Raw genomic sequence first — 23,372 nt, forward strand, 5'->3', positions numbered from 1 at the left:
CGGGTAATCAGTCGTCTCCTAAGGTGTGAAGCGGTGGGGATGGTTGACCACGGGCCTGGCTCTGGTGCTGGTTCTGGTGATGGTGATGACCCTGGGGTCGCACGAGGAGCAGACGACTCAGGCGGACTCCGGCCCGTTGCCGATGGCACCGAGACTGCCCGCTCCCAAGGACGCGGGGCCCACGCCGACCGTGCCCGCGGCCACCCAGGAACAGATGCAGAAGCTGTCGTGGATGCACAAGCTCGCACCGGGTGAGAAGCCCCCGCAGTTCGTGCTCTTCTCCTTCGACGGCGCGGTGTCGAAACAGCACTGGGACAAGATCCTGCCGATCGCGAAGGCCAAGAACGCGCACGTCACCGGCCTGCTTTCCGGCGTCTACATGCTGGCGGACCAGGACGGCAACCAGTACCAGCCGCCCGGCGGCCTCAAGCGCGGCCTGTCCGACATCTCGTTCGGCGGCACCAGGCAGGACATCACCGCCCGCATCGGCTACCTGAACCAGGTGATCGCCGACGGCCACGAGATCGGCACGCACTACAACGGCCACTTCTGCTCGAACGGCTCCCAGCCGTCGGTCGACAAGTGGGACACGGCGGCCTGGAACGCGGAGCTCGACCAGTTCAAGCAGATCGTGGACAAGTCACGCGCCGCCGGCCTCAACCTGCCGGCCGATGCCGTCCGAGGTGGACGGACGCCGTGCCTGGAAGGCAACTGGGACCAGGCTTTCCCCGCGATGGCCTCGCACGGGCTCGTCTACGACACCAGCAAGGTCGCACTCGGCGTGCAGTGGCCGACCGTCCAGAACGGACTGTACGAGTTCCCGATGCCCGAGGTGCGCGTTCCCGGGCTGGGCAAGCAGGTCGTGATGATGGACTTCAACCTCTGGTACTCGCTCAACCAGGCCAAGGAACAGCCGGAGCGCGCGGCCGACTTCGTCCAGATCGTCCTCGAAACGTACAAGTCGGTGCACCAGGCCGCGTTGAACGGCAACCGCGCGCCGATCGTCGTCGGCAACCACTTCAACGAGTGGAACGGCAACGCGTTCTCGACGGCGATGGAGCAGTTCATGGAGTTCGTGTGCGACAGGCCGGAGACGGTGTGCGCCACCTACACCGAGGTGATCCAGTGGATGCAGCTGCAGGATCCGGCGGTGCTGGATCAGCTCCGCCGGATGCCCGCTGCCCGCAACTAGCCGTCGGTGGAGATGATCCGGTCGTCGTTCGCGCCCGGTGAGCCGTTGGCGTCCTGATTGGACGTTCCCAGCCACAGCGTGCCGTCCGGCGCCGGAGCCACCGCGCGCACGCGGCCGTAGCTCGTGAACACCGCCTGCGGAGTGCCGAGCGTGGTGCCGTTCACCGGGATCTTCCACACGCGCTTGCCGGTGACCGCGCCGACGTACAGGGCGTTCTTGTAGTAGGCGATGCCGGTCGGACCGGCCTGGCTGGTGGACCACGTCTTGACGGGGTTCGTCATGCCCGCGGTGTTGCAGTTGCCTTCACACGTCGGCCAGCCGTAGTTCTTGCCGGCCTCGATCCGGTTGATCTCGTCGGTCCTGCTGTTGCCGAACTCCGTGGCGTACGCGGTGTTGCCGATCCAGGTGATGCCCTGGACGTTGCGATGGCCGATCGAGTAGACCACGCTGCCGGCGCGAGGGTTGCCGGCAGCGGGCTTGCCCGCGGTGTCGAAGCGGAGGACCTTGCCGCCCAACGAGTTCCAGTTCTGCGCGTTGGCGGTGTTCTGGCCGTCGCCCGTGGTGGCCCACAGGAAACCGTCCGGACCCCATTCGAGACCGCCACCGTTGTGGTAGCGGTTCTTGGGGATTCCGGTCACGATCGGCTGCGGGGTACCGCCGAGTTGCAGCTTGGCGACGCGGTTGTCGCTCGCCGTCGAGTAGTAGATGAAGACCGAGTTGTCGGTCGCGAAGCTCTTCGACACGGCGAGGCCGAGCAGTCCGCCCTCACCGCCGGTCGTCTGGGCCTGTTCCACCGTGTCCAGTTCGGTCACGGTCGTGCCCGAGATCTTCTTGATCTTCCTGGTGTCCCGCTCGGTGAAGATGCCACTGCCGTCCGGCAGGAACTCGATGTCCCACGGGATGTCCAGCTTCGTGGCGAGTGTCCGTTCGGCCAGGACAGAGGGATCGTCCTGGGCAGAGGCGGGCATCACGCAGAGGGACGCGGCCACGGCAGTGCAGGCCGCCACGGCTGCGATACGACGAGCACGCATGTGCTCTCCTTCGGGTCCGCTCGTGGATTAGGGCGGCGGCGGCGGTGTTGCAGGGCGTATTTACGCAATCACAGATCGCAGGCACCCGCAACGGTGACCCGATGTTCCGGAACATGCATCGCTGCTGAGCAGGTGAAACGCCACGATCCACCCGATGACTTCAGGTAACTTTATGTACGGTCTAGACCGTGCACGGCCTGACCACCTACCGTGTGGTCAGCCGCCGCGCCCCCAACGGAAAGCGCTTGCTCGCCCACCCCGGGCTTGCGGGCAGGACACCCGAGGAGTTGCGCCATGAACGTTGCCGTCACCACCACCGAGACCACACTTCCCGAGGTCAGGCGCGAGTGGGTCAAGCCGGACTTCCGCGACTTCGAGACGCCGATGGAGGTCACCGCCTACGCGGCTCGCAGCTGACGTCAGGCTTCGCGCCGGGGTTCCTCAGCTAGCGCCGGGAACCCCGGCTCCCGCGCGTCGTTCGTGGTAGACCGAGGAGTTTCCGACCATGACTGCCGTCTCTCCCGCGGAGTTCGTCGCCGAGCTGCGCGCCCTCGCACCCCGGTACTGGGACAGCCACCCGTTCCACCTGCGCATGCACGCCGGTCAGCTGAGCAAGCACGAGTTGCAGGCCTGGGCCGCGAACCGCTGGTACTACCAGCGTTGCATCGCGCAGAAGGACGCCGCGATCCTGTCGAACTGCCCGTCGCCGGAAATTCGCCGTCAGTGGCGGGAGCGGATCGTCTGGCACGACGGCACGCAGCCGGGCGAGGGCGGTGCGGAGAACTGGATCCGCCTCGCGGAAGCCGTGGGGCTGACGCGGGAGGAGGTGCTCGACGAACGCCATGTACTGCCCGGCACGCGTTTCGCCGTCGACGCCTACGTGAACTTCGCGCGCACCAAGCCGTGGGTCGAGGCCATCGCCTCCGGCCTCACCGAGATGTTCTCGGGGGCGTTGATGCGCAAGCGTTTGGCGGCGTTGCGGGAGCAGTACCCGTGGATCGCCGAGGAGGGTTTCGCCTACTTCACGAACCGCATCCAGGCGGTCGCAGGGGAAGGACAGGCCACTGTGGACATCGTGGTCGCCCATTCGCTCACCCGCGAACAGCAGCTGGCCGCCGTCGACGCGCTGTCGTTCAAGTGCGACGTGCTGCGGGCCGTGCTGGACGCCGTCGACTACTACTCGGGCAAGGGCAGGCCGTGACGACCGCCGTCGCGCTGGACGCCGTGCCGCGAATCCGGCGCGGCGTGAAGTGCACCTACGACCAGATCCGGGAGGCGCACGTCGTGCTGTTCCCCGAGGGCGTGCTGGTGCTGAACGAGACCGCGGCCTCCGTTGTTGCGCTTTGTGATGGCGTCCGTTCCGTCGGCGACATAGCCGTCGTGCTGGCGGACGAGTACGACGGGGTCGAGCCCGAGGACATCGCTTCGCTGGTCGCCCGCATGGTCGAACGAAGGGTGGTGGACGTCGATGGCTGAGGCTCCTTTCGGCCTGCTGGCCGAGCTGACGCATCGGTGCCCGTTGCAGTGCGGCTACTGCTCGAACCCGCTGGAGCTGGTACGGCGCGACGCCGAGCTGTCGACCGAGGACTGGCGGCGGGTGTTCGACCAGGCCCGGTCGCTGGGCTGCCTGCAGATCCACCTGTCCGGCGGCGAACCGCTGCTGCGGCCGGACCTGCCTGAGTTGGTGGCACACGCGAACAGCCTCGGCTGCTACGTCAACCTCGTCACGTCGGGAGTCGGTCTCTCGCGCGATCGGTTGCGGGAGCTGGCTTCTCTCGGCGTCGATCACGTGCAGCTCTCTCTTCAGGACGCGACGAAGGAGGGCAACGACCGGATCGCGGGCATCAAGGCGTTCGACCGGAAGATCGAGGCCGCGGCCCACGTTCTCGACGAGGGCCTGCCGCTGACGGTCAACACCGTGCTGCACCGGCAGAACCTCGACAACATCGCCGGCATCATCGCGATGGCGGAGCAGATGGGCGCCGAGCGCCTGGAGCTCGCCAACACCCAGTACTACGGCTGGGCACTGCGCAACCGCGCGGTGCTGCTGCCCACTCGCGAACAGCTCGCCGTCGCCGACCCGATCGTGGCCGCGGCGCAGGAACGCCTGCGGGGACGGATGGAGATCGTCTACGTCATCGCGGACTACCACGAGGCCCACCCGAAACCCTGCATGTACGGGTGGGGAGCACGGCAGCTGACGGTGGCACCGAACGGCGACGTGCTCCCCTGTCCCGCCGCCACGGTGATCTCGTCGCTGACGATCGAGAACGTGCGCGACTCCTCGTTGCACGACATCTGGCACGACTCGCCGTCGTTCAACGCCTTCCGCGGGTTCGAGTGGATGCGGGACCCGTGCCGCTCGTGCCCGCGCAAGGAGATCGACTTCGGTGGGTGCCGCTGTCAGGCGTTCCAACTGACCGGCGACGCCGCCGCGACCGACCCCGTGTGTTCCCTGTCCCCTGCACGGTCCACTGTGGACCTGATCCTGGAGACCGAGATGGCACCGGCAGAGGTGCCCGCGATGGCGATGAGGAAGATGCGGTGAAAGCGGTTCTGCTCGGCACGACGGCGGGTGGCGGTTTCCCGCAGTGGAACTGCGCGTGCGCCCTGTGCGTGCGCGCTCGTTCCGGCGCGTTGCCGTCGCGATCCCAGGACTGCCTGGCGATCAGCGGCAACGGCACGGACTGGTGGCTGGTCAACGCTTCTCCGGACATCCGGACGCAGATCGCCGCCTGCTCGTTCCTGGACCCCGGCCCCGGCGCGCGCGACACCCCGTTGCGCGGTGCCCTGTTCACCGACGCGGAGCTCGACCACACCCTCGGGCTGCTGACGTTGCGAGGGGGCGCGGGCCTGACGGTGTGGGCTCCCGGCCCGGTGCTGCACGCGTTGCAGGACCAGTTCGACCTGCGCACGGTGATCGACGGCTATGCGCCGGTGGCGTGGCGTCAGGTCGAGGCCGACCAGTCGTTCTCGCTCGGCGGGGTGCGCGTGTCGGCGATCCCGATCAGCGGCAAGCGGCCGAAGTACGCCCGTTCGTCCACTGTGGACGGGCATTGGGTGGTCGCGTACCGGTTCGAGGATCTCGATTCCGGTGGCGTGCTGGTCTACGCGCCCTGTCTGGCGTCGTGGCCCTCCGGTTTCGACGAGGTGGTGGCCGGGGCCGACTGCGTGCTGCTGGACGGCACGTTCTACGCGGCCTCGGAGATGGGTTCGGCGACCGGCAGCTCGTCCGGTCAGGCGGCGATGGGCCACCTGCCGATGTCCGCGAGTCTGCCTGAGCTGCGGCGATTCCCGTCCGTGCGGCGCATCTACACGCACCTGAACAACACCAACCCGGTGCTCGACCCGTCGTCGCCGGAGTTCTCGAAGGTCCGCGAAGCCGGTGTCGAGGTTCCGTTGGACGGCACGGTGATCGAGCTGTAGATCGGCCACAATCACCGGATGTCCTACGTGATCGGTGGCCGGCCGCTGGCAGCGCGACTCGTCGCGGAGATGCCGTCGTTCGTGCGGCAGGTGATCGCGTCGCTGGTGGAGCGCGTGCCCGCGTACGCCCAGCTGCCCGCGGAGGAGCTCGACGGCGACATCTTCCGCGTCACCGAGCACGCCCTGCGCGCGTTCGCGGCCGTGCTCGCCACCGGTGAGTTGCCTTCAGCGGACGAACTGCGGTTCCTGCGCGAGTCGGCGGCACGGCGGGCCGAGGAGGGCGTGCCGATCGACGTGGTGCTCACGGCGTACCACGTGGGCATCCAGGTCGTGTGGGAGACGCTGGTGCCAGAAGCGCGTCCCGAGGAGGTCGCGGACGTGCTCGCGCTGAACGCGTTGGCGCTGCGGTACTTGCAGCTCGTGACGCCCGTGGTGAGCGCCGGGTACCTCGACGAGCGGCAGACGATGTTCGACGACGAACGCTCGGCGCGTGCCACGCTGCTGACCGGTCTGCTCTCCGGAACCGTTGAGGCGTCAGGACCGTACGTCGTGCTGGCGCTGCACATCCCGCCGCATCCGGACGAGCTGCTGGACGGGGTGGACGCGGCGGTCGCCGGGCGGCGGAAGCTGCGCCGCCTGCGGACCGAGCTGGAACGGCACAGCCGCGAGCCGGTGTTGTCGTCGCTCACGCCCGATGGCGGTCTCGCGTTGCTGCCGGGTGAGGACCCACCGCTGGAACGGATCGTGGCGGACGTGACCCGTTCGGCGGGGACCCCGGTGACGGTGGCGGCGGTCGCGGCCTCACCCTCCGAGGTCGCGGCCGCCGCGGTCCTGGCGCGCGAGGTCCTGGCCGTCGCGGTGCGGTCGGGCCCGGGCCTCTACCGGCTCGCCGACGTGTTGCTGGAGTACCAGCTGTCCCGGCCGAGCGCGGCCCTCGGACCGTTGGCGGCGATCGTCGGGCCGCTGACCGAGGAACTCGTGCAGACGCTGGAGGTCTATCTGCGGCGCGGGTCGCGGCGACCGGCAGCTTCGGAGCTGCACGTGCATCCGAACACCGTGGACTACCGGTTGCGGCGGGTCGCGGAGCTGACCGGGCTGGATCCGACGCGGATCGAGCACGTCACGCTGCTCGCGGCAGCACTGGCGGCGCGGAGGGCGCGCTGACGCAGGGGTACCCCCTGGCTGGGAACCCCTGCGTCACAACCTACGCAGCGGGTCCGACAAGATCGGTTGCCTTCGCCACCGCGGTGCCGAAGGCCTTCATACCGGCCGCGTTCGGGTGCAGCGGCGCCGCGATCGTCGTCGGGATCAGGCCCTCCAGGTAGCGGTCAGCGGGCGCCGCGCAGATGTCGTGCCCGACGGTCACCGCCGCGAAGTCCACGAACGTCGCCCCGCGCTTGGCGGCCTCGGCCTTGGCGGTCGCGCTGATCCTGTTCATCACGCTCTGCAGGTAGTCGCCGTCGCGGCCCCAGACCGGCTGGCGCGGGTAGCAGCCGCCGGGCCTGATGTAGGTGCCGTAGCCGCTGACCAGCAGCTTCGCGTTCGGCGAGCGGCGCTTGATCTCGTCCAGCGCGGCGCCGAACTCCGGCGCCCACGCGTCGACGGCCTGGGCGAGCTGGTCGGTGCCGCCGGCGTTGTAGCGGTCGTGGCACGAGACGCCGACCGGTTCCGGCAGGAGGTTGATGCAGCTCAGCGCGGTCTGGAACAGGCCGATGTCGTTGGCGCCGATGGTCAGCGACACGAGGTCGGTGGTGGGCTTCAGCGCGTCGTACTGCGGCGCGACGAACCCGAACTGGCGGCCCGCGAAGTCGTCGGTCTTCGCCCCGGAGCACGTGACGTCGGTGAGCGTCGCGCCGAGCAGCTTCGCGGCGATCTGCGGGTAGTTCCGATCGCTGCGCAGGCACCACAGGGCCGGGTCCTGGTTCGGGATCAGCGGACCGGCCGCCGCCGAGTCGCCCAGAGCCACGTAGTCGAGGGTGTCCGCCTGCGCGGCACTTGTTCCGGCGACCAACATCGCCACGACAGCCAACCCGGCCACGATTCGCATCCCGATCCTCCAACGCCGTTGTCAGGTCTGCTCATCGTGGTGGCTCAGGTCACTTGTGCGGGTGGGACGTTGCCCAGAGTCATCCGGTCGTGTTTGTGACCGATCACAATGGGCCCCGTGACTCCTGGGGAACTCCTGACGTTGGCCGCGCAGTCCTGCGTGGACGCCGCAAAGCTGCTGCGCGACATGCGCGTCGACGTGTCGTCGAAGGGCACTTTCGACCAGGTCAGCACGGCCGATCTGGAGGTGGAGGCGTTCCTGCGGGCGGCCCTGGTCTCCGGTGCTCCCGGCTCGGCCGTGGTCGGCGAGGAACTGGGCAGCTCGTCCGCCCCGCTCACCTGGTACGTCGACCCGATCGACGGCACGCGGAACTTCGTGCGCGGCATTCCGTTGTCGTGCATCTCGGTCGCGGCGGCCGTCGAGGGCACGCTGGTCGCGGGCTGCGTGCTCGACCCGTTCCGCGACGAGCTGTTCACGGCGGCGGTCGGCGTCCCGTTCCGCGTCACCTCCTCGGGCCTCACGATCCCGCCCGGCACGAGCCCGCGGCCACTCGTGCTGACCGACATCCCGTTGCCCGGCAGCCCGTACCAGGGCGAGATGGAACTCCTGAGCGATCTTCTGGCTGTCGCGGACGTGCGCCGCGTCTACTCGACGGCCCTGTCGCTCGCGTGGGTCGCGACGGGCAGGGCGGACGCGGCGGCGAACATCGGCATCCACCCGTGGGACGTCGCGGCGGGCGCGGTCCTGGTCCGCGAGGCGGGCGGGGAGTTCCGCGAGATCGGCACGAACGGCTTCGTCGCCGGCCGGGGTGAGATCGTCGGCTGGCTGGCCGAACGAATGGAAGGCATCGTCTCGTGATCGATCTCAGCGGCAAGGTCGTGCTCGTCACCGGCGCCGGCGGCACCATCGGCACCGGCATCGCGCTCCGGTTCGAGGCCGCTGGCGCCCGTGTCGTCCGCCACCGGGGCGTCGAGGACGGCGACCTGCGCACGTCGGCCCAGCGTGTGGTCGACGACGTCATCGCGCAGCACGGCAGGCTGGACGCGGTGGTCAACAACGCCGGCGTCCAACCCGTGGAGCCGTTGCCGGACATGACACCCGAGCAGTGGCGGTTCGTCGTGGACGTCAACCTGACGGCCCCGTTCGCCGTCACCCAGGCCGCCGTCGCGCACCTCCCGGCCGGCGGCTCCGTCACGCACATCGCGTCGATCGAGGGCACTCACCCCGCTCCCGGCCACGCCCACTACGCGGCCTCGAAGGCCGGCCTGATCATGCACGCGCGAGCGGCCGCACTGGAGTACGGGCCGCGTGGCATCCGGATCAACACGGTCTCGCCTGGCCTGATCGCGCGGCCGGGCATCGAGGAGCAGTGGCCGGAAGGCGTCGCCCGGTGGCGTGCGGCGGCACCGCTCACCCGTCTCGGCACTCCCGAGGACGTCGGCGACGCGTGCGTGTTCCTGGCCAGCGACCTGGCGAAGTGGATCACCGGCCACGATCTCGTGGTGGACGGAGGAGTGACCGCGCGGCCGACCTGGTGACCGCAGTCACCTCGGTGTGACAGTAAGTAGTCGCGCCCGCGTTGTACATCAGTTCGTACAGGACCGACAGGGCACAAAGACCCCACCGGAAGTGTTCATCGATAGGCGATAAAAAACCAGGTCACAAGCGATAAGTAACTCAGCGCACACGGTCCGTATCCATCGGCTATGAAATGTCTCAACTCGGTCACATGTCAAAATTTGCCTACCCAGAGTGATAACAGGCACGTCCTTCTCGTCGAAACCTCAACCAGTCGCACTGGACCAGAGGGGGACGGACGACATGACATCTGAGTACCGAGCAGTTTCCCGACGCACGCTCCTCACCGCCGCACTCGGCGGTGCCGCCGTGGGCGTCGTCGGCCACAGCCTGTTCGCCGGAGCCGCCAACGCGGCGCCCGCGGCCGCCCGCAAGAAACTTCTGATCGGCAGCGTGGATCCGCTCGGCAACGGGATCCTGCAGCTGGCCGACCCGAGCCTGACCGGCGAGCAGACCATCGTCGCCGTCAACGGCCAGCCGAACGGGATCGCGGGCTCGCCCGACGGTCTGCGCGCTTACGTGGGGACGGTCTTCGGGCCGGGACTGAGCGTCGTGGACGTGGACGGCGGCCGGGTGACCGGTGAGGTCGCGGTCGGGGGGTTCGCCAACGAACTGATCGTCTCGCCGGACGGCAAGACGGTCTACGTCGCGACCGGGTCCAGCGGCGGCGGGGGCTCCCGCGGTCACGTGGCCGTGGTGGACACGGCGACCGGCGAGGTGCGCGCGCTGATCAGGGCAGGCCTGTTGCCGCGCACGCTGGCGCTGACGCCGGACGGCAAGCAGCTGTTCGTGGGGGACGAACGGGCCAAGGGCATCACGATCATCGACACCGCGAAGAACGCCGTGTCGGGCTCGTTCAAGACCGAGAAGTCGCCGATGCAGCTCGCCATCGACCCCAAGGGCAAGAGCCTGTACGTGGCGTCGTCGCGTGAGCTGATCACGTTCGACCTGCGCGGCGGGAAGACCGGTTCGACGGAACTCGAAGGCGTGCCCTGCGGTCTGGCCGTGCACCCGAACGGGACATTCGCGGTGGTGAGCCTCTACACGGGCCGCAGCACCGACTCCCAGCTGGTGACGGTGAACATCAACTCCAACAAGGTCAGGACCAAGGAGGGCAACGGCAAGGCGAACGGTCCTCTGACGATGAGCAAGGACGGTGGCCGCGCGTTCGTTCTGGACAAGAAGAACCGCAAGGTCACCTCCGCGGACACCTCGACCGGCAAGCCGGACAGCTCGTTGTCGACCCCCAACTCGAACACGCCGACCTGCGTCGCGTTCGTCGAGACCGCCTGAGCGCCGGAGGGAACCCGAGATGCCTTTCTCCATGTCCGTCAAGACCTTGGACTACACCCCTTCGTGGCCGACCTACCCCAGCCTCTGGATGGGCGGCTACTGCGGCGCGCCCCGCGGCAACCAGGGCGTGGTCGACCGCAGGCTGCGCGCTCAGTGCGTCGTGATCGACGACGGCAGCGGACCCAAGGTCCTGCTGCGCGTCGACGTCGTGAGCATCCCGCGCTACGTCCACCAGGCGATCCGCACTGCCGTGCTTCCGCTGGTGGGCAACAACAACGGCAACTTCCTGATCATCGTCAGCCACACCCACTCCGGCCCGATGATCGGCACGACGAGCCCGAGCCCGTACGTGATGATGGAACTCTCGCCCGCGGACATCGCCGCGATCGAGGGCACCACCACGGTGTTCATCAACCAGATGATCGCCCTCGTGCAGCAGACCGTCGCGATGGCCCGTACGCCGGTCACCTTGTGGTACAAGGAAGGCAACACGACGATCGGCTACAACCGCGCCGAGGAACCCCACGTCCTCACCACGATCTCGGCGCTGATCGCCCGCCGCTCGAGCGACAACGGCCTGCACACCGTCCTGTTCGGATACGCCTGTCACGCCGTGTCGCGCGGCAACGACAGGGTCTTCTGCAGCGACTACCCCGGCGCCGCCACCGACGTGATCAGCAACGCGCTGGGCGTCCAGACCCTGTTCTTCCAGGGAGCCGCCGGCGACCAGGAGCCCAACGACCCGCACTCCCCCGGCCAGGTCACGAGCCTCGGCACCACTCTGGGCAACGCGGTCGTGTCCATGGTCAACTCGGGTGGCTGGAACGCCGTCACCGGCCCGGTCGCCACCTACTACAACGAGATCAACATCCCGCTGCAGGTGGACTTCGGCGACCCGGCCGCCGCGATCAGGGCTCGCAACTCCTACAACAACCGGTTGGACACGTTCCCGCCCAACGACTTCGCGTACCGCCACGCCGAGGTCATGATCGAGAAGTTCGTCGGCCCCGGCCTGCCCAAGGTGTTCCCGATGCCCATCCAGCGCTGGAACCTGGGCGGCCTGAACATCCTCGCGATGTCGCACGAGGTCCTCTCCCAGTACGCGGTGACGCTGCAGAACCAGACCCCGGGCTGGCTGTGGATCATGGCCTACGCCAACGAGACCGAGGGCTACGTCGCAGGCCACGACGTCCTGCAAGCGGGTGAGTCGAAGCACTGGGGCTACGAGGCCGGCTGGACCGACGACGACCAGATGTCGGGCCCCGGCTCGTGGACGACCTTCTACGCCTGGCCGTCACCGCTGAAGTTCAACCCGAGCGGCGCCGCCGCGGCCGGGTCCACCGAGCGTCTGGTTCTCGACGCCTGCACCGCCATGCTGAACCTCTGAGGGGTGGAGTGAGACATGCCAGGACCCAGCACCACGTTGTCGGCCCGCTACGGCCTCGCTCCGGTCTATCCGTGCGACACGGCCGGCGACCTGTACTGCTTCGAACACTCGACCCCGGCCACCGGCACCTTCGCCTGGGGCCAGAGCTACCAGATCGGCGCGGGCTGGCAGGGCCGCGTGCTCGCCGGCCCGAGCGGCTGGACGTTCAGCATCACCACCGGCGGTGAGCTGAGACTGTTGCACTACAACGGAACCACGTGGGACAGCTTCAACGGCAACGAGTACCTCGTGCTCGGCCAGGGCTGGTCCTACACCGCGGCCAACACCCGCTACCGGATCTCGGTCGACGAGGACGGCGTCATCTACACGCTCGACGCCGCAGGCAACCTCAAGGCGCACTACTTCAACTTCACCGCCCAGCAGTGGGCGGTGCAGGGCGCACTGCTGGCCACGGGCCTGACCCAGTACAACGCGATCGTCGCAACGAGCCGTGGCGTCGTCTACGCGCGCAACGCGGCCGGCGCGATGTACCGCTACTACATCAACTTCTGGTCCGGCCCGACCGCGACGTGGTTCACGCCGGCCTCCCCCGTCACGACGGGGTGGCAGAACCTGAAGAACTTCAGCTCGGCCGGCGGCGAGACGTTCTACGCCGTGAACCAGAACAACGGAAACCTGCTCTGGTACAGCTACAACCCGGTGACCAACGCGTGGAAGAACGCCAAGATCATCGGAAGCGGGTGGAACAGCGAGCAGGACGTCGTCGTGCAGACCAACGCGTGCAGCCGGTTCCCGTGGGACACCGCCTGCAACTCGTTCGGGATGCAGGACGGCGGGGCCGTGATCACGCGGCTCAACCAGGTGAAGAAGAACTGACCTGACGAGCGGGGCGTCGTGACCAAGACCACACCTTCGACACGCCGCTCACTCGGCTCGGCGTCCACCTGAACGCTGACCAAGATCAACTAACGATTACTCTCCGCTCCTCTCCGGACACCGTTCGGAGGGGAGCGGACCTCGTTCAGACGACCGCGAAACCACGCTGAGAACCGGCGAATTGCCTGATCAGGCACCAGATCCCGAGCGGATGCTGTTGGTGCCCCCGACGGGATTCGAACCCGTACTGTGATCCTTTTAAGGGACCTGCCTCTACCGATTGGGCTACGGGGGCGCGGTGAGCCTAGGCGTTGATCGTCGGCTTGTGTGAGCCGATGGTCTTTTCTCGCCCGAGCGGCCCAGCGAATTGGACTAGAGCGAGCATCCGCGTAAGCGTCGAACGGTCCCGAACATCAGCGTGCCCTCCCCGCTCCGAGCAGCTCCTTGAAACGCAGCGCCACCCAGTCGTGCACGGCCGCGGAGACGCTGTTGTCGCCTGCCCTGTGTTCGAACCAGCGCCAGTCGCAGTTGACGTTGATCTCCAGGAACACGTGGTCGCCGTTGCCGGTCACGAGCAGGTCGAACGCCGCCACCTGCACGCGCCAATGGCGGGCCAGGGCGAAGAGCCTGTCCGAGAGGGACGTCGGGACCGAGGTCGGCGTGACGCGGACGGCGTCGGGATCCACCCAGAGTTGGGCCGGGTCGAGCTTGTCGACCTGGTAGGCGATGCAGCGGTCGCCCACGACGAACACGCGCAGTTCGGTGTCCGAGGGGACGTACTCCTGGACGATCACCGGTGCGGGTTCGGGGGCGTCGGAGGCCCTGGAGGTTTCCAGCGGGCGTGGGAACAGGCCGTGTTGCACGCCCGGGCGCGGTTCGAGGAGGTGCCTGCCGGCTGTTTTGACGATGCAGGCGCCGCCGCCTGGGCGCGTGCGGCCTGGACGTGTCGTCACGGCCGTGCGCGGTACACGCAAGCCGAACGCGCTGGCGTCGGAAAGCTGCGTGAGACGGTCCAGGTGCGTCGAGAAGCGTGACGGGTTCACGTGAGCCCAGTCGGAGCGTGAGGACAGCCAGTTGGCCACTGAGGCCCATTGGTCGACCGCGTAGGCGCCGGCCAGGGTTCCCGGTTCGACCGGGACCGCGGAGAGTTCGAAGTGGCGGCGCCAGACGAGCAGGGGGCGCAGGAGCCAGCGGTCCAGTTCGACCAGCGGCTGGTCGGTGTAGACCGAGAGGGGGAGGTCGACGCAGCGGTCGGCGTCGATTCGGGCCATCCGGATGCCGCGTTCTGCCAGTGCGATGGAGAGTTCGTTCATCTCCATGTCGGCTGCGCGGGCCAGGACGAGCACGCAGGGCTGCGGGTTGCCGTCGCCCTCGTCGACCATGCCGAGGCGGTGGACCTGTTCCTGGAAGTCCAGACACTTGGGCGGGGAGCGGAAGAGATATTCCTGACCCTGGAGCAGAAGTGGTCTGGCAGCCTCGGACGGGGCACCTGGCACCCGCCCGTCAGCCGACCTGCTCAATCGTCCTTCTTGCTGCGGAAAACCTGCCCCGCCTGCGCGTACTCTGCGGCGTACTGCGCCAGCGCGGGGTCCTCGATCTCGCCACGACGAAGCTGTGCGGCCAGCTCCTCGAGAGACATCGGGATCACCTCTCTCCCCACATGGCGAATCACGCATTCAGGTGATGCACCAGCCGTAGTCTCCGAAACACGTAACGCAATGTCAAGGCGACCCCCGGAGCTTTACTCCGATTGGGCGCTTAAGTTCCGCCTGGAGTCCAGCGAAGTGCCCCGAACGAGGAGATCGTCCGGGGCACGCGTCACTCACAGAGAGTGAAGCTCAGTGTCACTCCTAGAAGCAGTGTCCTGAGGTTGTCGACACGAGAAGAGCGCTCGTGTCGACAACCTCAGGACTGCACTGCGCGATCGAAGTCCGACTTCGGGTCGTTGATCTGGCCCAGAGCCACGATCTCGCGTCCGTAGAACAGCGCCTGCGTCCAGTCCATCAGCACGCGGAGCTTGCGGTTCACGGTCGGCATGAACGCGACGTGGTAGCTGCGGTGCATGAACCACGCCGGCACGCCCTTGAAGCGCAGGCCGAACACGTCCGCGACGCCCTTGTAGAGGCCGAGGCCCGCGACCGAGCCGAGGTACTTGTGGAAGTAGTCCTTCGGCTTCTGGCCGCGCAGCGACGCGACGATGTTCTTCGACAGCAGCTTCGACTGACGGATGGCGTGCTGCGCGTTCGGCACGCACGTCGCCGTCGGGTCCTCCTCGGTGCGCGAGAGGTCCGGCACCGCGGAGCAGTCACCGGCGGCCCACACGCCTTCGAGGCCCTGGACCTGCATGGCGGCGGTGCACCGGACGCGACCGCGCTCGTCGAGCGGGAGGTCCGTGTTGCGCAGCACCGGGTTCGCCTTCATGCCGGCGGTCCAGATGATCGTGTCGGAGTCGAACTCGGTGCCGTCGTCGAGGATGACGTGGCCTCCCTCGAGCGACTTCACACGGGTGTCGAGGTAGATCTTCATGCCGCGCTTCTCCAGCGCCTCGACGGTCCACGCGCCGAGCTTGGCGGACACCTCGGGCATGATCCGCCCGGCGGCCTCGACCAGGACCCAGTTCATCTCTTCGGGCTTGATGCCCTCGTAGTACCGAAGCGCATACCGCGTCATGTCCTCAAGCTCGGCGAGCGTCTCGATGCCCGCGAAGCCACCACCGATGACGACGAAGCTGAGCAGCTTCTTGCGCAGTTCCGCGTTGTTCGTGCTCGCTGCCTGGTCCAGGCGCGACAGCACGTGGTTGCGGACGTAGATCGCCTCGCCGATCGTCTTCATGCCGATGCCGACCTCGGCCAGGCCGGGGATCGGAAGCGTGCGTGAGATCGCACCCAGCGCGGAGACGAGCACGTCGTACTCGATCTCCTCGACGTGGCCGTCCGACAGCTCGGCGGTCACGATCTTGCGCGCGTGCTCGATCTTGGTGACGCGGCCGGTGACGACGTGGCAGCGCTTGAGCACCTTGCGCAGTGGAGCGACGACGTGGCGCGGCTCGATCGAGCCGGCCGCCGCCTCAGGCAGGAAGGGCTGGTAGGTCATGTGCGGCTGCGGGTCGATTACCGTCACGGACGCCTCACCGGAGCGCAGTTTCTTCTGCAGTCCGAGAGCCGTGTACATCCCGACGTACCCACCGCCGACAATGACAATCCGAGTGGGGTGCGACTTCACAGCAGCCATACACACATGGTCGCACCAGGACCCCCTTTTTCGCGCGTCCGAAGGGGCTGTTGTGACTACCGTCGCGCGGTGACGCCGGACACGATCGCGGCTGACCTGCGACTTGAGTCAAAGTTGAGGCGTTCTCCCTGAGAGGGACGATTCAGATCCTCAGCGCGACGACCCCGATCACGACCGTCAGAGCCCCCAGTCCGAGCACCTCCACGAGCCCGATCCCGGCACCCGATGGGACGAACGCCGCGAAGGCCGTGACGACAAATGTGATCACTTGGACAATGGCGAACCGGCGCGCTGGTGCTTTCAGCGCAGCGAGCTCGATTTTCGTTTTCACCGGAACGACCGCCGCGAGCGCGGACGTCAGGTGAATGAGGTGCAGCGCCGGAATCATGATCAACACGCCGAGCCGCAACGGGTGCCCGTCGGCGAACGCCATCACCAGCGCCGCGTAGCCGATCAGCAGGGCCGCGCACGCGCTTCCCGGCATGAGCGCGGTGAGCACCGTCAGCGCCGAGACGATCAGCAACGGCGCGATCGACGAGGACTCCAGGTGCAGGACCAGCGCCACGGGCAACGCGGCGAGCACGATCGCCAGACGCATCAGCATTCGCGCGTCACCGCCACCCCGTGCTCGGCCATGCGCCGCAGCCGCAGGCGGTGCTCGGCGGAGATCATCTCGGCCGCGGCCTCACCCCACGCCGTCTCCTGGTCGGGTTTCAGTTCCAACGGCAGCGTGTTGATCGCCAGCACCACGTGGCCGTGCTTGCGCGTCTGCACGGCCAGTTCCGCGATGTCGTCGTCGAGGAACGGCGACAGCAGCACGACCACACATCCGTGCGGGAGCTTGCGCAACGCCACTCGCGACGACCACCCGGCGGCCTGCACGCACACGACGAGCTGCGTGCGGATGCGCATCAGATGCCGCCGCCCGACGCCGGAACGCACGTTGAGCTGCGGGCGCGACAGGTCCATCAACGCCACCCGGTCGCCCTGCCGCAGGTAGCCCGCGGCCATCGACGCCGCCCGCCGCACCGCCCGGTCCAGGCTGCCGCCGGGACGCGTCGTGGCCCCGTAGTGCGGCGAGGCCCACTCCGCCACGTCCGCGCCGACGTCGGCACGGGTGTCGAGCGCCAGCACGATCTCCGCGTCGGCCTCGGCGTGCCGTTCGCGGACGTGCACGGTGCCGGTGCGGGTCGTGACGCGCCAGTCGATGCGCTTGAGCCTGTCCCCCGGCTGGAACGCCCTGATGTCGCGCAGCTCGGTCGAGTCGCCGGCGCGGGGCGAGCGGTGGATGCCGACCAGACCGGCGGGCCGGGGCGGCAGCGGACCGGCGGGGTGGTGCTCGACCGGCGGCAGGATCGTGCGGACGTGCTCGGTGCCGACGATCGGTCCGTAGACGTGCATGCCGTCCGGTCCGGCGAACAGGTGGTCGAGCCGCAGGTCGACACCGGGACCCCACGCGTCGCGCCGGATCTCCACGGGCAGGTCGGGCGAGTGCGCGGGGACCGCCTTGACGACGCCCGGCAGCTTGACCACGGCGATCTCGGCGTCCGCGCCGTCGAGGTGCGCGACGGTGTGCACGACACCGGCGCCCGCCCCGCGCGGCACCGGCCGGACGCTGACCGTGGGCGTGCCTTTCGGTTTGGCCGTGAGCAGCACGGACAGGATCAGCGGCACGCCGAACAGCACCAGCTCGACCTGGTGCAGGAACATCCCGCCGACGGCGAGCCCCACGCCCAGCCAGACGGCGCGCGTGTAGGCGTCCGTCGGATGCCAGTGCGCGCCGTGCGACTGGGCGAAGGCCTCCCGGATCTTGTCCGCTCTGCTCATGAGCTGGGCGGGCCCGGAACCTTGCCGAGCAGTTCGGTGACGACCTGCACGCCGTTCACGCCGGACGTCCACGTCTCGGGCTTCATCACGAGCCGGTGCGCCAGCACGGCGACCGCGCACTCCTTGACGTCCTCGGGCGTCACGTACGCGCGATCGTCCAAAATGGCCAGTGCGCGGGCGACGAGCACGAGCGCCTGCGCACCTCGCGGGGACGCGCCGACCTCGACGGACTGGTGCTTGCGCGTGGACACGGCCAGATCGACGCAGTACCGCAGGAGATCGTCGTCCACTGTGGTCTTCTCCAGCTCGGCCTGGAGCTCGGCGAGCCGGCCCTGGGCCAGCACCGGCGGCACCTCGGCCTCTTCCCGCTGCCGCGCGATCCGCCGCCGCAGGACCTCGATCTCCTCGTCCACGGGCGGGTAACCGATGTCGAGCCGCACCAGGAACCGGTCGAGCTGCGCCTCGGGCAACGGGTAGGTGCCCTCGTACTCGACGGGGTTCGAGGTCGCGAGCACGTGGAACGGCTTGGGCAGCGGGAACGTGCGCCCCTCGACGGTGACCTGCCGCTCCTGCATGGCTTCCAGCAGCGCGGACTGCGTCTTGGGCGGCGTGCGGTTGATCTCGTCGGCGAGCAGCAGACCGGCGAAGACGGGTCCCTGGTGGAACTCGAACTCGCGGCTGCCGGGGTCGTAGAGGAACGACCCGGTGACGTCCGCGGGCAGCAGGTCCGGCGTGCACTGCAGGCGGCGGAAGTCGAGGCTCAACGCCTGCGCGAGCGACCGCGCGATCAGCGTCTTGCCGAGGCCCGGCACGTCCTCCAGCAGCACGTGCCCGCCGGCCAGCACGGCCGCGAGCGCGAGCCGCAGCGTGCGGGTGCGCCCGACGACGACCTTGCCGATCTCGTCGAGGACCGCCTCGGCCTCGTGTGCGATGGTCACTCGACCCTCCTGAGCCTTTCCGCGAGTGTCTTCGGATCGGGCATCTCGGACGCCTCGATCCCCAGTCGTGCGAACCGGGCGCGGAACCGTTCCTGGTAGCGCCGCGGTTCGTTCGCCGCCTCCTCCAACCGGCTCGCGAGCGTGCTGGCGTGCGCGCTGCTGATCGAACCGGGCGGCGGCGGCGCCGAACTCCAGACGATGTCGGTGGCGTGCGGCAACCTGGTGACCAGCACGCCGAACGCGGTCGGCGGCACCGCCAGCGCCGCGGCCCACGCCGGTGAGGCGCCGAGCCACCAGATCACCACGCCGATGATCACCCCGACCACCAGCGCCAGCACGGTCTTCATGCGAGCTCCCGGACGATGCGGCTCAACTCTTGTCGCGCCTGCTGAGCTTGCGCGGCCGTCACGTCCTCGTGCCCGAAACGCGCGCGCCGGTAGAGATCCTTGAGCACGACGGCGTCCACACCGAGCTTCTCGGTGAACTCGGTGGGCGTCTGGTGCGGCTGCCGGGGCTCCGCGGCTTCGAGCGCGAGCCAGGCGGCGATCACGGCGTCCCGCGGCGGCCGGTTCGGATGCTCGGTGAACTCCTGCAACGCCTTCTCGACGCGCCGCACGACCGCCGACTCCCCGACCTCACCGCTCTCGACCTCCACGCCACGCACACCTCGGGGACGGCGCCAGCGGGGCAGTTCGAACGCGAGGATGATCCCGACCAGTCCGAACAGGACCAGCGCGGCGAGCAGCACCAGGTACACGGTGACCGGCACGGCGAGCGCGTCCGGCAGCTCGGTGGGCATCGGGACGTCCAGCTGCGCCTCGCGGTCCTGCGGCGGCGGCCGGCCGTCCAGCCGGTTGACGAAGGTGATCGGCGACGTGCCACTGGCCGCGACGACGACGATCAGCAACGCCGCCACCGCCACCCCGGCCCGCCACCACCTCATGCCGGACAGCCTCGCACGCACCAGCGGGGTTGGGATGATCCTTTTGGTCAACTCGCTAGTCGAACGACTCGGCGGGCACGAGACCGGCCAGGAACGACCGGAAGTCGGGCGCCAGCACCAGCTCCGACTCGTCGTCGGCGTCGAGCCAGACGACCGACGGCTCACCGTCCGCACCGCACGTGCGGTAGTCCAGGGCGATCCACCAGTGGCCGTCCCCGGTCAGCAGCACGACGGGCGACGGCAGCCCCCACTCCTCGACGAGGTAGGGCGTGTCGAGCAACGACATCGCGCGCCCGGCGGTCCCGATGCCCATCAGGCTGTCGAACGGAGCGTGGTCCGGCGCCCACGAGTTCGGCTCGCTCGGGAACGCCGACCGCTCGTCGACCACTCCGCCGCCGTTCTGCACGCGCAGCAGTTCCAGCAGCGCTTCCGGCAGCCGCACGCCGAGCAACGCCTCCGCCTCACGGACGGCCTCGTCGGTGAGAGGTGGCTGCACGCCGTAGGTGCCGTCGGTCCAGAACTTCACGCCGCGCATCCTAGGCAGAGGCCCGTTTCAGCACGTCCTGAAGCATCTCCTGCGTCAGCTTCCCGGTGAACGTGTTCTGCTGCGAAACGTGGTAGCAGCCGAACACCCGCAGGCCACCGAGCTCGACCTCCACCCCGTGCCCGAACTTCGGCCGTGCGGACCCCAGCAACGGCAGGAACGCCTGCCACCCGAACGCCCCGAGCACCACCACGGACCGCAGTGACGTCATCAGCCCGAGCTCCTCGCGCAGGAACGGCGAGCACCGGTCACGTTCGGCGGGTGTCGGTTTGTTGGCGGGCGGCGCGCACCGCACCGGGGACGCGATCCGCACGCCGTAGAGCTCCAGGCCGTCGTCCCGCGACACGGACGTGGGTTGCGAGGCCAGGCCGACCTCGTACAACGCTCGGTACAGGAAGTCGCCGGACCGGTCGCCGGTGAACATCCGGCCCGTCCTGTTCGCCCCGTGTGCGGCGGGTGCGAGGCCCACGATGAGCAGCGAGGCGTCCAGCGGCCCGAAGCTCGGCACCGGCCGGCCCCAGTAGTCCCAATCCATGAACGCCGCGCGCTTCTCCCGAGCCACGGTCTCGCGCCACTCGACCAGGCGTGGACAGGCTCGGCAGGCCGTTATTCGATCGTCGAGTTCCGTAGTGTTGCTCCCATGTCCGAGGAGAAGACCGAAGAGAAGCCCGAGTCTCCCGCTGATGATCTGGTCACCACCCAGCACAGCATCACCGTCAAGGGCCGCGAGCTGAACTACACCGCCACCACCGGGCGGATCGTGCTCAAGGAAGAGGTGATGAAGGACGGCGTGTTCGAGGGCCACAAGCCCAAGGCCGAGGTCTTCGTCACCACCTACACACTCGATGGCGCCGACCCGCTGAAGCGGCCGGTGACGTTCGCGTTCAACGGTGGGCCGGGGTCCGCCAGCGTGTGGCTGCACATGGGGCTCCTCGGGCCGCGCCGGGTCCTCAGTGGCGACGTCGGCAACCTCACCGCGCCGCCGTACGGGATCGCGGACAACGAGGAGAGCCTGCTCGCCGAGAGCGACCTCGTGTTCATCGACCCGGTGTCGACCGGGTTCTCCCGGGCCGCGCAGGGTGAGAAGCCCGGCAGCTACCACGGCTACCAGCCCGACATCGAGTCCATCGCCGAGATCATCCGGCTCTGGACGGCGCGCAACGGCCGCTGGATGTCGCCCAAGTTCCTCTGCGGCGAGTCGTACGGCACGCTCCGCGCGGCCGGCCTGGCCGAGCACCTGCAGAAGAAGCACGGCATGTACCTCAACGGGCTCATGCTGATCTCCTCGGTGCTGGACTTCGCGACGCTGGAGTTCAACGAGGGCCACGACCTCGCCTACACGCTCTTCCTGCCGACGTACGCGGCCATCGCCAACTACCACGGCCTGCACGGCGACCGTCCGCTCAAGGAGGTGCTCGCCGAGGCCGAGGAGTTCGCGGTCCGCGACTACCCCTACGCCCTCGCGCGCGGCAACCGGCTCACCGACGTCGAGCGGGCCGCGACGATCGAGAAGCTCGCCCGGCTCACCGGGCTGTCCGAGGAGTACGTGGACGCGGTCGACCTGCGCATCGAGCACATCCGGTTCTTCACCGAACTGCTGCGCCGCGACCGCAAGACCGTCGGCCGCATCGACGCCCGCTTCACCGGCTGGGACACCGACTACGGCCGCGAGGGCATCTCCGCGGACCCGTCCATCGACGCGATCCTCGGCCCGTACTCCGCGGTGCTCAACCACTACCTGCACGCCGAGCTCGGCTACTCCAGCGACCTGCCGTACGAGGTTCTCGCGCGGGTCATCGAGAACTGGTCGTACAAGGAGTTCGAGGGCCGCCACGTCACGACGGCGGGCAAGCTCTCGGCGGCGATGCGGGCGAACCCGCACCTCAAGGTGCACGTCGCGTTCGGCTGGTTCGACGGCGCCACGCCGTACTTCGCGGCCGAGCACCTGATCGCGCACCTGCAGATCCCGAAGGAGCTCACGGCGAACATCGAGTCGGCCTACTACCCGGCCGGCCACATGATGTACGTCCACGAGCCCAGCAGGATCCAGCAGTCCGAGGACCTCGCGGCGTTCGTGCGGAACTCGTCCAACACGTGATCCTCGACCTGTCCGACGACACCGTCCTGCACGAGGTGTGGACGGTGCAACGGCTGGCGTACGCCGTCGAGGCCGAGATCATCGGCTTCGACGGCATCCCGCCGCTGCACGAGTCGCTCGACGAACTCCGTGCCTGCGACGAGACCTTCCTCGGGCTCTACGACGAGGAAGGTCTCGCCGGCGCGGTGTCCTACCAGCTCGACGGGTCCACTGTGGACATCTGCCGGCTGGTCGTGCACCCGCGGGCGCATCGCCGCGGCATCGCGTCGAAGCTGCTCGACGAGCTGCCGCAGGGGCCGCAAACGGTCAGCACCGGCACGAAGAACGAGCCCGCGCTCGCCCTGTACCGCAAGCGCGGGTTCGTCGAGATCGGCACGCGCGAGGTCGCTCCAGGGGTGACGCTCACGGACCTGAGCCGATGATCATCTTTCTCAACGGGACGTCCAGCTCCGGCAAGTCGAGCATCGCCGCGGAACTGCTGAAGGTGCTGGACACCCCGTACTTCCACCTGGCGGTCGACGCCTTCGGTGCCATGCGGGCGGTCGAACGCACGCTGGAGCTCGACGGGCCCGCGGTCACAGAGGTCCTGCGTCGCACGAGAGCGGGCTTCCACCGTGCCGTCGCGGGGATGGCGCAGGCGGGCAACGACCTCGTGGTCGACCACGTGCTGAGCGAGCCGTGGCGCCTTCAGGACTGCCTCACCGTCCTGGACGGCCTGGACGTCGTCCTCGTGGGCGTGCATTGCCCTCCAGACGAGCTGGAGCGGCGCGAACGGGCACGAGGTGACCGGGTGCCTGGCGTGGCGGCGAAACAGCTCCAGTGCGTCCACCAGCACGGGCTTTACGACTTCGAGGTCGACACGAGCACGAACAGCCCACTGGAGTGCGCGCTCGCCATCAAGGACTTCCTCGGCCAGGCACCCGCGCAGCGCGCCTTCGACGTGCTGCGCGGGTGAGTGAGC

General features: G+C 68.6%; 27 protein-coding genes and 1 tRNA gene. 15 read left to right on the top strand and 13 right to left on the bottom strand.

Going from position 1 to position 23,372, the window contains the following annotated elements:
- Positions 1-43 precede the first annotated feature (43 nt).
- Entirely contained in the window at positions 44-1,192 is a 1,149-nt protein-coding gene (locus tag SK854_RS39845) for a polysaccharide deacetylase family protein (RefSeq protein ID WP_319980317.1), read from the top strand.
- Here the strand turns inward: SK854_RS39845 and SK854_RS39850 are convergent.
- Complete coding sequence (locus tag SK854_RS39850; protein ID WP_319980318.1) at positions 1,189-2,223, bottom strand: PQQ-dependent sugar dehydrogenase; 1,035 nt, start codon at positions 2,221-2,223, stop codon at positions 1,189-1,191. The two genes, SK854_RS39845 and SK854_RS39850, sit on opposite strands and share 4 nt — an antisense overlap.
- 294 nt (positions 2,224-2,517) lie before the next feature.
- Between SK854_RS39850 and pqqA the strand changes: the two genes are divergently transcribed.
- The 6 genes from pqqA to SK854_RS39880 all read left to right on the top strand — a co-directional run bounded on the left by pqqA (position 2,518) and on the right by SK854_RS39880 (position 6,813).
- A complete protein-coding gene (gene pqqA, locus SK854_RS39855) occupies positions 2,518-2,640 on the top strand; it encodes a pyrroloquinoline quinone precursor peptide PqqA (RefSeq protein WP_319980319.1) in 123 nt (40 codons plus the stop codon).
- An 88-nt stretch (positions 2,641-2,728) separates the two neighbouring features.
- A complete protein-coding gene (pqqC, locus tag SK854_RS39860) occupies positions 2,729-3,424 on the top strand; it encodes a pyrroloquinoline-quinone synthase PqqC (RefSeq protein ID WP_093602629.1) in 696 nt (231 codons plus the stop codon).
- Positions 3,421-3,699 carry a pyrroloquinoline quinone biosynthesis peptide chaperone PqqD gene (gene pqqD / locus SK854_RS39865; protein WP_319980320.1) on the top strand — a complete coding sequence of 93 codons (279 nt, stop codon included), beginning with the start codon at positions 3,421-3,423 and terminating at the stop codon, positions 3,697-3,699. The genes pqqC and pqqD overlap by 4 nt, the downstream gene beginning before the upstream one ends.
- Positions 3,692-4,771 (top strand): pyrroloquinoline quinone biosynthesis protein PqqE, encoded by a 1,080-nt coding sequence (gene pqqE, locus SK854_RS39870; RefSeq protein WP_319980321.1) that lies wholly within the window; start codon positions 3,692-3,694, stop codon positions 4,769-4,771. Before pqqD ends, pqqE begins: the two co-directional genes overlap by 8 nt.
- Positions 4,768-5,649: a pyrroloquinoline quinone biosynthesis protein PqqB gene (pqqB, locus tag SK854_RS39875; RefSeq protein ID WP_319980322.1), complete on the top strand. Its 882-nt coding sequence runs from the start codon at positions 4,768-4,770 to the stop codon at positions 5,647-5,649. The genes pqqE and pqqB overlap by 4 nt, the downstream gene beginning before the upstream one ends.
- A gap of 18 nt (positions 5,650-5,667) precedes the next feature.
- Positions 5,668-6,813: a PucR family transcriptional regulator gene (locus SK854_RS39880; RefSeq protein WP_319980323.1), complete on the top strand. Its 1,146-nt coding sequence runs from the start codon at positions 5,668-5,670 to the stop codon at positions 6,811-6,813.
- A gap of 40 nt (positions 6,814-6,853) precedes the next feature.
- Here the strand turns inward: SK854_RS39880 and SK854_RS39885 are convergent, their stop codons facing one another.
- Complete coding sequence (locus tag SK854_RS39885) at positions 6,854-7,696, bottom strand: SGNH/GDSL hydrolase family protein (RefSeq protein WP_319980324.1); 843 nt, start codon at positions 7,694-7,696, stop codon at positions 6,854-6,856.
- 117 nt (positions 7,697-7,813) lie between these two features.
- Here SK854_RS39885 and SK854_RS39890 point away from each other — a divergent pair, with 117 nt between their 5' ends.
- The 5 genes from SK854_RS39890 (at position 7,814) to SK854_RS39910 (ending at position 12,830) form a co-directional block, all read left to right on the top strand.
- Positions 7,814-8,554 carry an inositol monophosphatase family protein gene (locus tag SK854_RS39890; protein ID WP_319980325.1) on the top strand — a complete coding sequence of 247 codons (741 nt, stop codon included), beginning with the start codon at positions 7,814-7,816 and terminating at the stop codon, positions 8,552-8,554.
- Positions 8,551-9,234: an SDR family NAD(P)-dependent oxidoreductase gene (locus tag SK854_RS39895; RefSeq protein ID WP_319980326.1), complete on the top strand. Its 684-nt coding sequence runs from the start codon at positions 8,551-8,553 to the stop codon at positions 9,232-9,234. The genes SK854_RS39890 and SK854_RS39895 overlap by 4 nt, the downstream gene beginning before the upstream one ends.
- A 283-nt stretch (positions 9,235-9,517) precedes the next feature.
- Positions 9,518-10,567 carry a YncE family protein gene (locus SK854_RS39900; RefSeq protein WP_319980327.1) on the top strand — a complete coding sequence of 350 codons (1,050 nt, stop codon included), beginning with the start codon at positions 9,518-9,520 and terminating at the stop codon, positions 10,565-10,567.
- 31 nt (positions 10,568-10,598) lie between these two features.
- Positions 10,599-11,954: a hypothetical protein gene (locus SK854_RS39905; protein ID WP_319980328.1), complete on the top strand. Its 1,356-nt coding sequence runs from the start codon at positions 10,599-10,601 to the stop codon at positions 11,952-11,954.
- 15 nt (positions 11,955-11,969) lie between these two features.
- Complete coding sequence (locus SK854_RS39910) at positions 11,970-12,830, top strand: tachylectin-related carbohydrate-binding protein (RefSeq protein ID WP_319980329.1); 861 nt, start codon at positions 11,970-11,972, stop codon at positions 12,828-12,830.
- A 218-nt stretch (positions 12,831-13,048) separates the two neighbouring features.
- Here SK854_RS39910 and SK854_RS39915 read toward each other — a convergent pair.
- The 11 genes from SK854_RS39915 to SK854_RS39965 form a co-directional block, all read right to left on the bottom strand.
- Positions 13,049-13,125 (bottom strand) — tRNA-Leu (locus SK854_RS39915).
- 118 nt (positions 13,126-13,243) lie between these two features.
- On the bottom strand, positions 13,244-14,350 hold the full coding sequence (locus SK854_RS39920) for a hypothetical protein (protein WP_319980330.1): 1,107 nt from the start codon (positions 14,348-14,350) through the stop codon (positions 13,244-13,246).
- On the bottom strand, positions 14,347-14,469 hold the full coding sequence (locus tag SK854_RS39925; protein WP_256238980.1) for a hypothetical protein: 123 nt from the start codon (positions 14,467-14,469) through the stop codon (positions 14,347-14,349). Before SK854_RS39925 ends, SK854_RS39920 begins: the two co-directional genes overlap by 4 nt.
- A gap of 266 nt (positions 14,470-14,735) precedes the next feature.
- Positions 14,736-16,061 carry an NAD(P)/FAD-dependent oxidoreductase gene (locus tag SK854_RS39930; protein ID WP_093602649.1) on the bottom strand — a complete coding sequence of 442 codons (1,326 nt, stop codon included), beginning with the start codon at positions 16,059-16,061 and terminating at the stop codon, positions 14,736-14,738.
- A 142-nt stretch (positions 16,062-16,203) separates the two neighbouring features.
- Positions 16,204-16,665, bottom strand: a complete 462-nt coding sequence (locus SK854_RS39935) for a hypothetical protein (protein ID WP_319980331.1) — start codon at positions 16,663-16,665, stop codon at positions 16,204-16,206.
- Positions 16,659-17,888, bottom strand: a complete 1,230-nt coding sequence (locus SK854_RS39940; RefSeq protein ID WP_319980332.1) for a DUF58 domain-containing protein — start codon at positions 17,886-17,888, stop codon at positions 16,659-16,661. The genes SK854_RS39935 and SK854_RS39940 overlap by 7 nt, the downstream gene beginning before the upstream one ends.
- Positions 17,885-18,826 carry an AAA family ATPase gene (locus SK854_RS39945; protein ID WP_319980333.1) on the bottom strand — a complete coding sequence of 314 codons (942 nt, stop codon included), beginning with the start codon at positions 18,824-18,826 and terminating at the stop codon, positions 17,885-17,887. The genes SK854_RS39940 and SK854_RS39945 overlap by 4 nt, the downstream gene beginning before the upstream one ends.
- Complete coding sequence (locus tag SK854_RS39950; protein WP_319980334.1) at positions 18,823-19,173, bottom strand: hypothetical protein; 351 nt, start codon at positions 19,171-19,173, stop codon at positions 18,823-18,825. Before SK854_RS39950 ends, SK854_RS39945 begins: the two co-directional genes overlap by 4 nt.
- Positions 19,170-19,769, bottom strand: a complete 600-nt coding sequence (locus tag SK854_RS39955; protein ID WP_319980335.1) for a DUF4129 domain-containing protein — start codon at positions 19,767-19,769, stop codon at positions 19,170-19,172. Before SK854_RS39955 ends, SK854_RS39950 begins: the two co-directional genes overlap by 4 nt.
- 55 nt (positions 19,770-19,824) lie before the next feature.
- On the bottom strand, positions 19,825-20,295 hold the full coding sequence (locus SK854_RS39960) for an SMI1/KNR4 family protein (protein ID WP_319980336.1): 471 nt from the start codon (positions 20,293-20,295) through the stop codon (positions 19,825-19,827).
- A gap of 10 nt (positions 20,296-20,305) precedes the next feature.
- Positions 20,306-20,923 carry a uracil-DNA glycosylase gene (locus tag SK854_RS39965; RefSeq protein ID WP_406601886.1) on the bottom strand — a complete coding sequence of 206 codons (618 nt, stop codon included), beginning with the start codon at positions 20,921-20,923 and terminating at the stop codon, positions 20,306-20,308.
- 30 nt (positions 20,924-20,953) lie between these two features.
- Here SK854_RS39965 and SK854_RS39970 point away from each other — a divergent pair, with 30 nt between their 5' ends.
- The 3 genes from SK854_RS39970 to SK854_RS39980 are packed head-to-tail and all read left to right on the top strand — an operon-like array spanning position 20,954 to position 23,366.
- A complete protein-coding gene (locus tag SK854_RS39970) occupies positions 20,954-22,411 on the top strand; it encodes a S10 family peptidase (protein WP_319980337.1) in 1,458 nt (485 codons plus the stop codon).
- Positions 22,408-22,833: a GNAT family N-acetyltransferase gene (locus tag SK854_RS39975; RefSeq protein WP_319980338.1), complete on the top strand. Its 426-nt coding sequence runs from the start codon at positions 22,408-22,410 to the stop codon at positions 22,831-22,833. Before SK854_RS39970 ends, SK854_RS39975 begins: the two co-directional genes overlap by 4 nt.
- On the top strand, positions 22,830-23,366 hold the full coding sequence (locus tag SK854_RS39980) for a chloramphenicol phosphotransferase CPT family protein (protein ID WP_319980339.1): 537 nt from the start codon (positions 22,830-22,832) through the stop codon (positions 23,364-23,366). Before SK854_RS39975 ends, SK854_RS39980 begins: the two co-directional genes overlap by 4 nt.
- The last annotated feature ends 6 nt before the right edge of the window (positions 23,367-23,372 follow it).

Origin of the sequence: Lentzea sokolovensis, from assembly GCF_033949975.1 — a bacterium.
Taxonomy (GTDB): Bacteria; Actinomycetota; Actinomycetes; order Mycobacteriales; family Pseudonocardiaceae; genus Lentzea; species Lentzea sokolovensis.

Bases quoted from the DNA above. Each gene is read 5' to 3' on its own strand.
- SK854_RS39850 (WP_319980318.1), bottom strand. From the start codon at position 2,223: ATGCGTGCTCGTCGTATCGCAGCCGTGGCGGCCTGCACTGCCGTGGCC.
- pqqA (WP_319980319.1), top strand. From the start codon at position 2,518: ATGAACGTTGCCGTCACCACCACCGAGACCACACTTCCCGAGGTCAGG.
- pqqC (WP_093602629.1), top strand. From the start codon at position 2,729: ATGACTGCCGTCTCTCCCGCGGAGTTCGTCGCCGAGCTGCGCGCCCTC.
- pqqE (WP_319980321.1), top strand. From the start codon at position 3,692: ATGGCTGAGGCTCCTTTCGGCCTGCTGGCCGAGCTGACGCATCGGTGC.
- SK854_RS39880 (WP_319980323.1), top strand. From the start codon at position 5,668: ATGTCCTACGTGATCGGTGGCCGGCCGCTGGCAGCGCGACTCGTCGCG.
- SK854_RS39885 (WP_319980324.1), bottom strand. From the start codon at position 7,696: ATGCGAATCGTGGCCGGGTTGGCTGTCGTGGCGATGTTGGTCGCCGGA.
- SK854_RS39900 (WP_319980327.1), top strand. From the start codon at position 9,518: ATGACATCTGAGTACCGAGCAGTTTCCCGACGCACGCTCCTCACCGCC.
- SK854_RS39905 (WP_319980328.1), top strand. From the start codon at position 10,599: ATGTCCGTCAAGACCTTGGACTACACCCCTTCGTGGCCGACCTACCCC.
- SK854_RS39910 (WP_319980329.1), top strand. From the start codon at position 11,970: ATGCCAGGACCCAGCACCACGTTGTCGGCCCGCTACGGCCTCGCTCCG.
- SK854_RS39925 (WP_256238980.1), bottom strand. From the start codon at position 14,469: ATGTCTCTCGAGGAGCTGGCCGCACAGCTTCGTCGTGGCGAGATCGAG.
- SK854_RS39930 (WP_093602649.1), bottom strand. From the start codon at position 16,061: ATGGCTGCTGTGAAGTCGCACCCCACTCGGATTGTCATTGTCGGCGGT.
- SK854_RS39935 (WP_319980331.1), bottom strand. From the start codon at position 16,665: ATGCTGATGCGTCTGGCGATCGTGCTCGCCGCGTTGCCCGTGGCGCTG.
- SK854_RS39940 (WP_319980332.1), bottom strand. From the start codon at position 17,888: ATGAGCAGAGCGGACAAGATCCGGGAGGCCTTCGCCCAGTCGCACGGC.
- SK854_RS39950 (WP_319980334.1), bottom strand. From the start codon at position 19,173: ATGAAGACCGTGCTGGCGCTGGTGGTCGGGGTGATCATCGGCGTGGTG.
- SK854_RS39955 (WP_319980335.1), bottom strand. From the start codon at position 19,769: ATGAGGTGGTGGCGGGCCGGGGTGGCGGTGGCGGCGTTGCTGATCGTC.
- SK854_RS39970 (WP_319980337.1), top strand. From the start codon at position 20,954: ATGTCCGAGGAGAAGACCGAAGAGAAGCCCGAGTCTCCCGCTGATGAT.
- SK854_RS39980 (WP_319980339.1), top strand. From the start codon at position 22,830: ATGATCATCTTTCTCAACGGGACGTCCAGCTCCGGCAAGTCGAGCATC.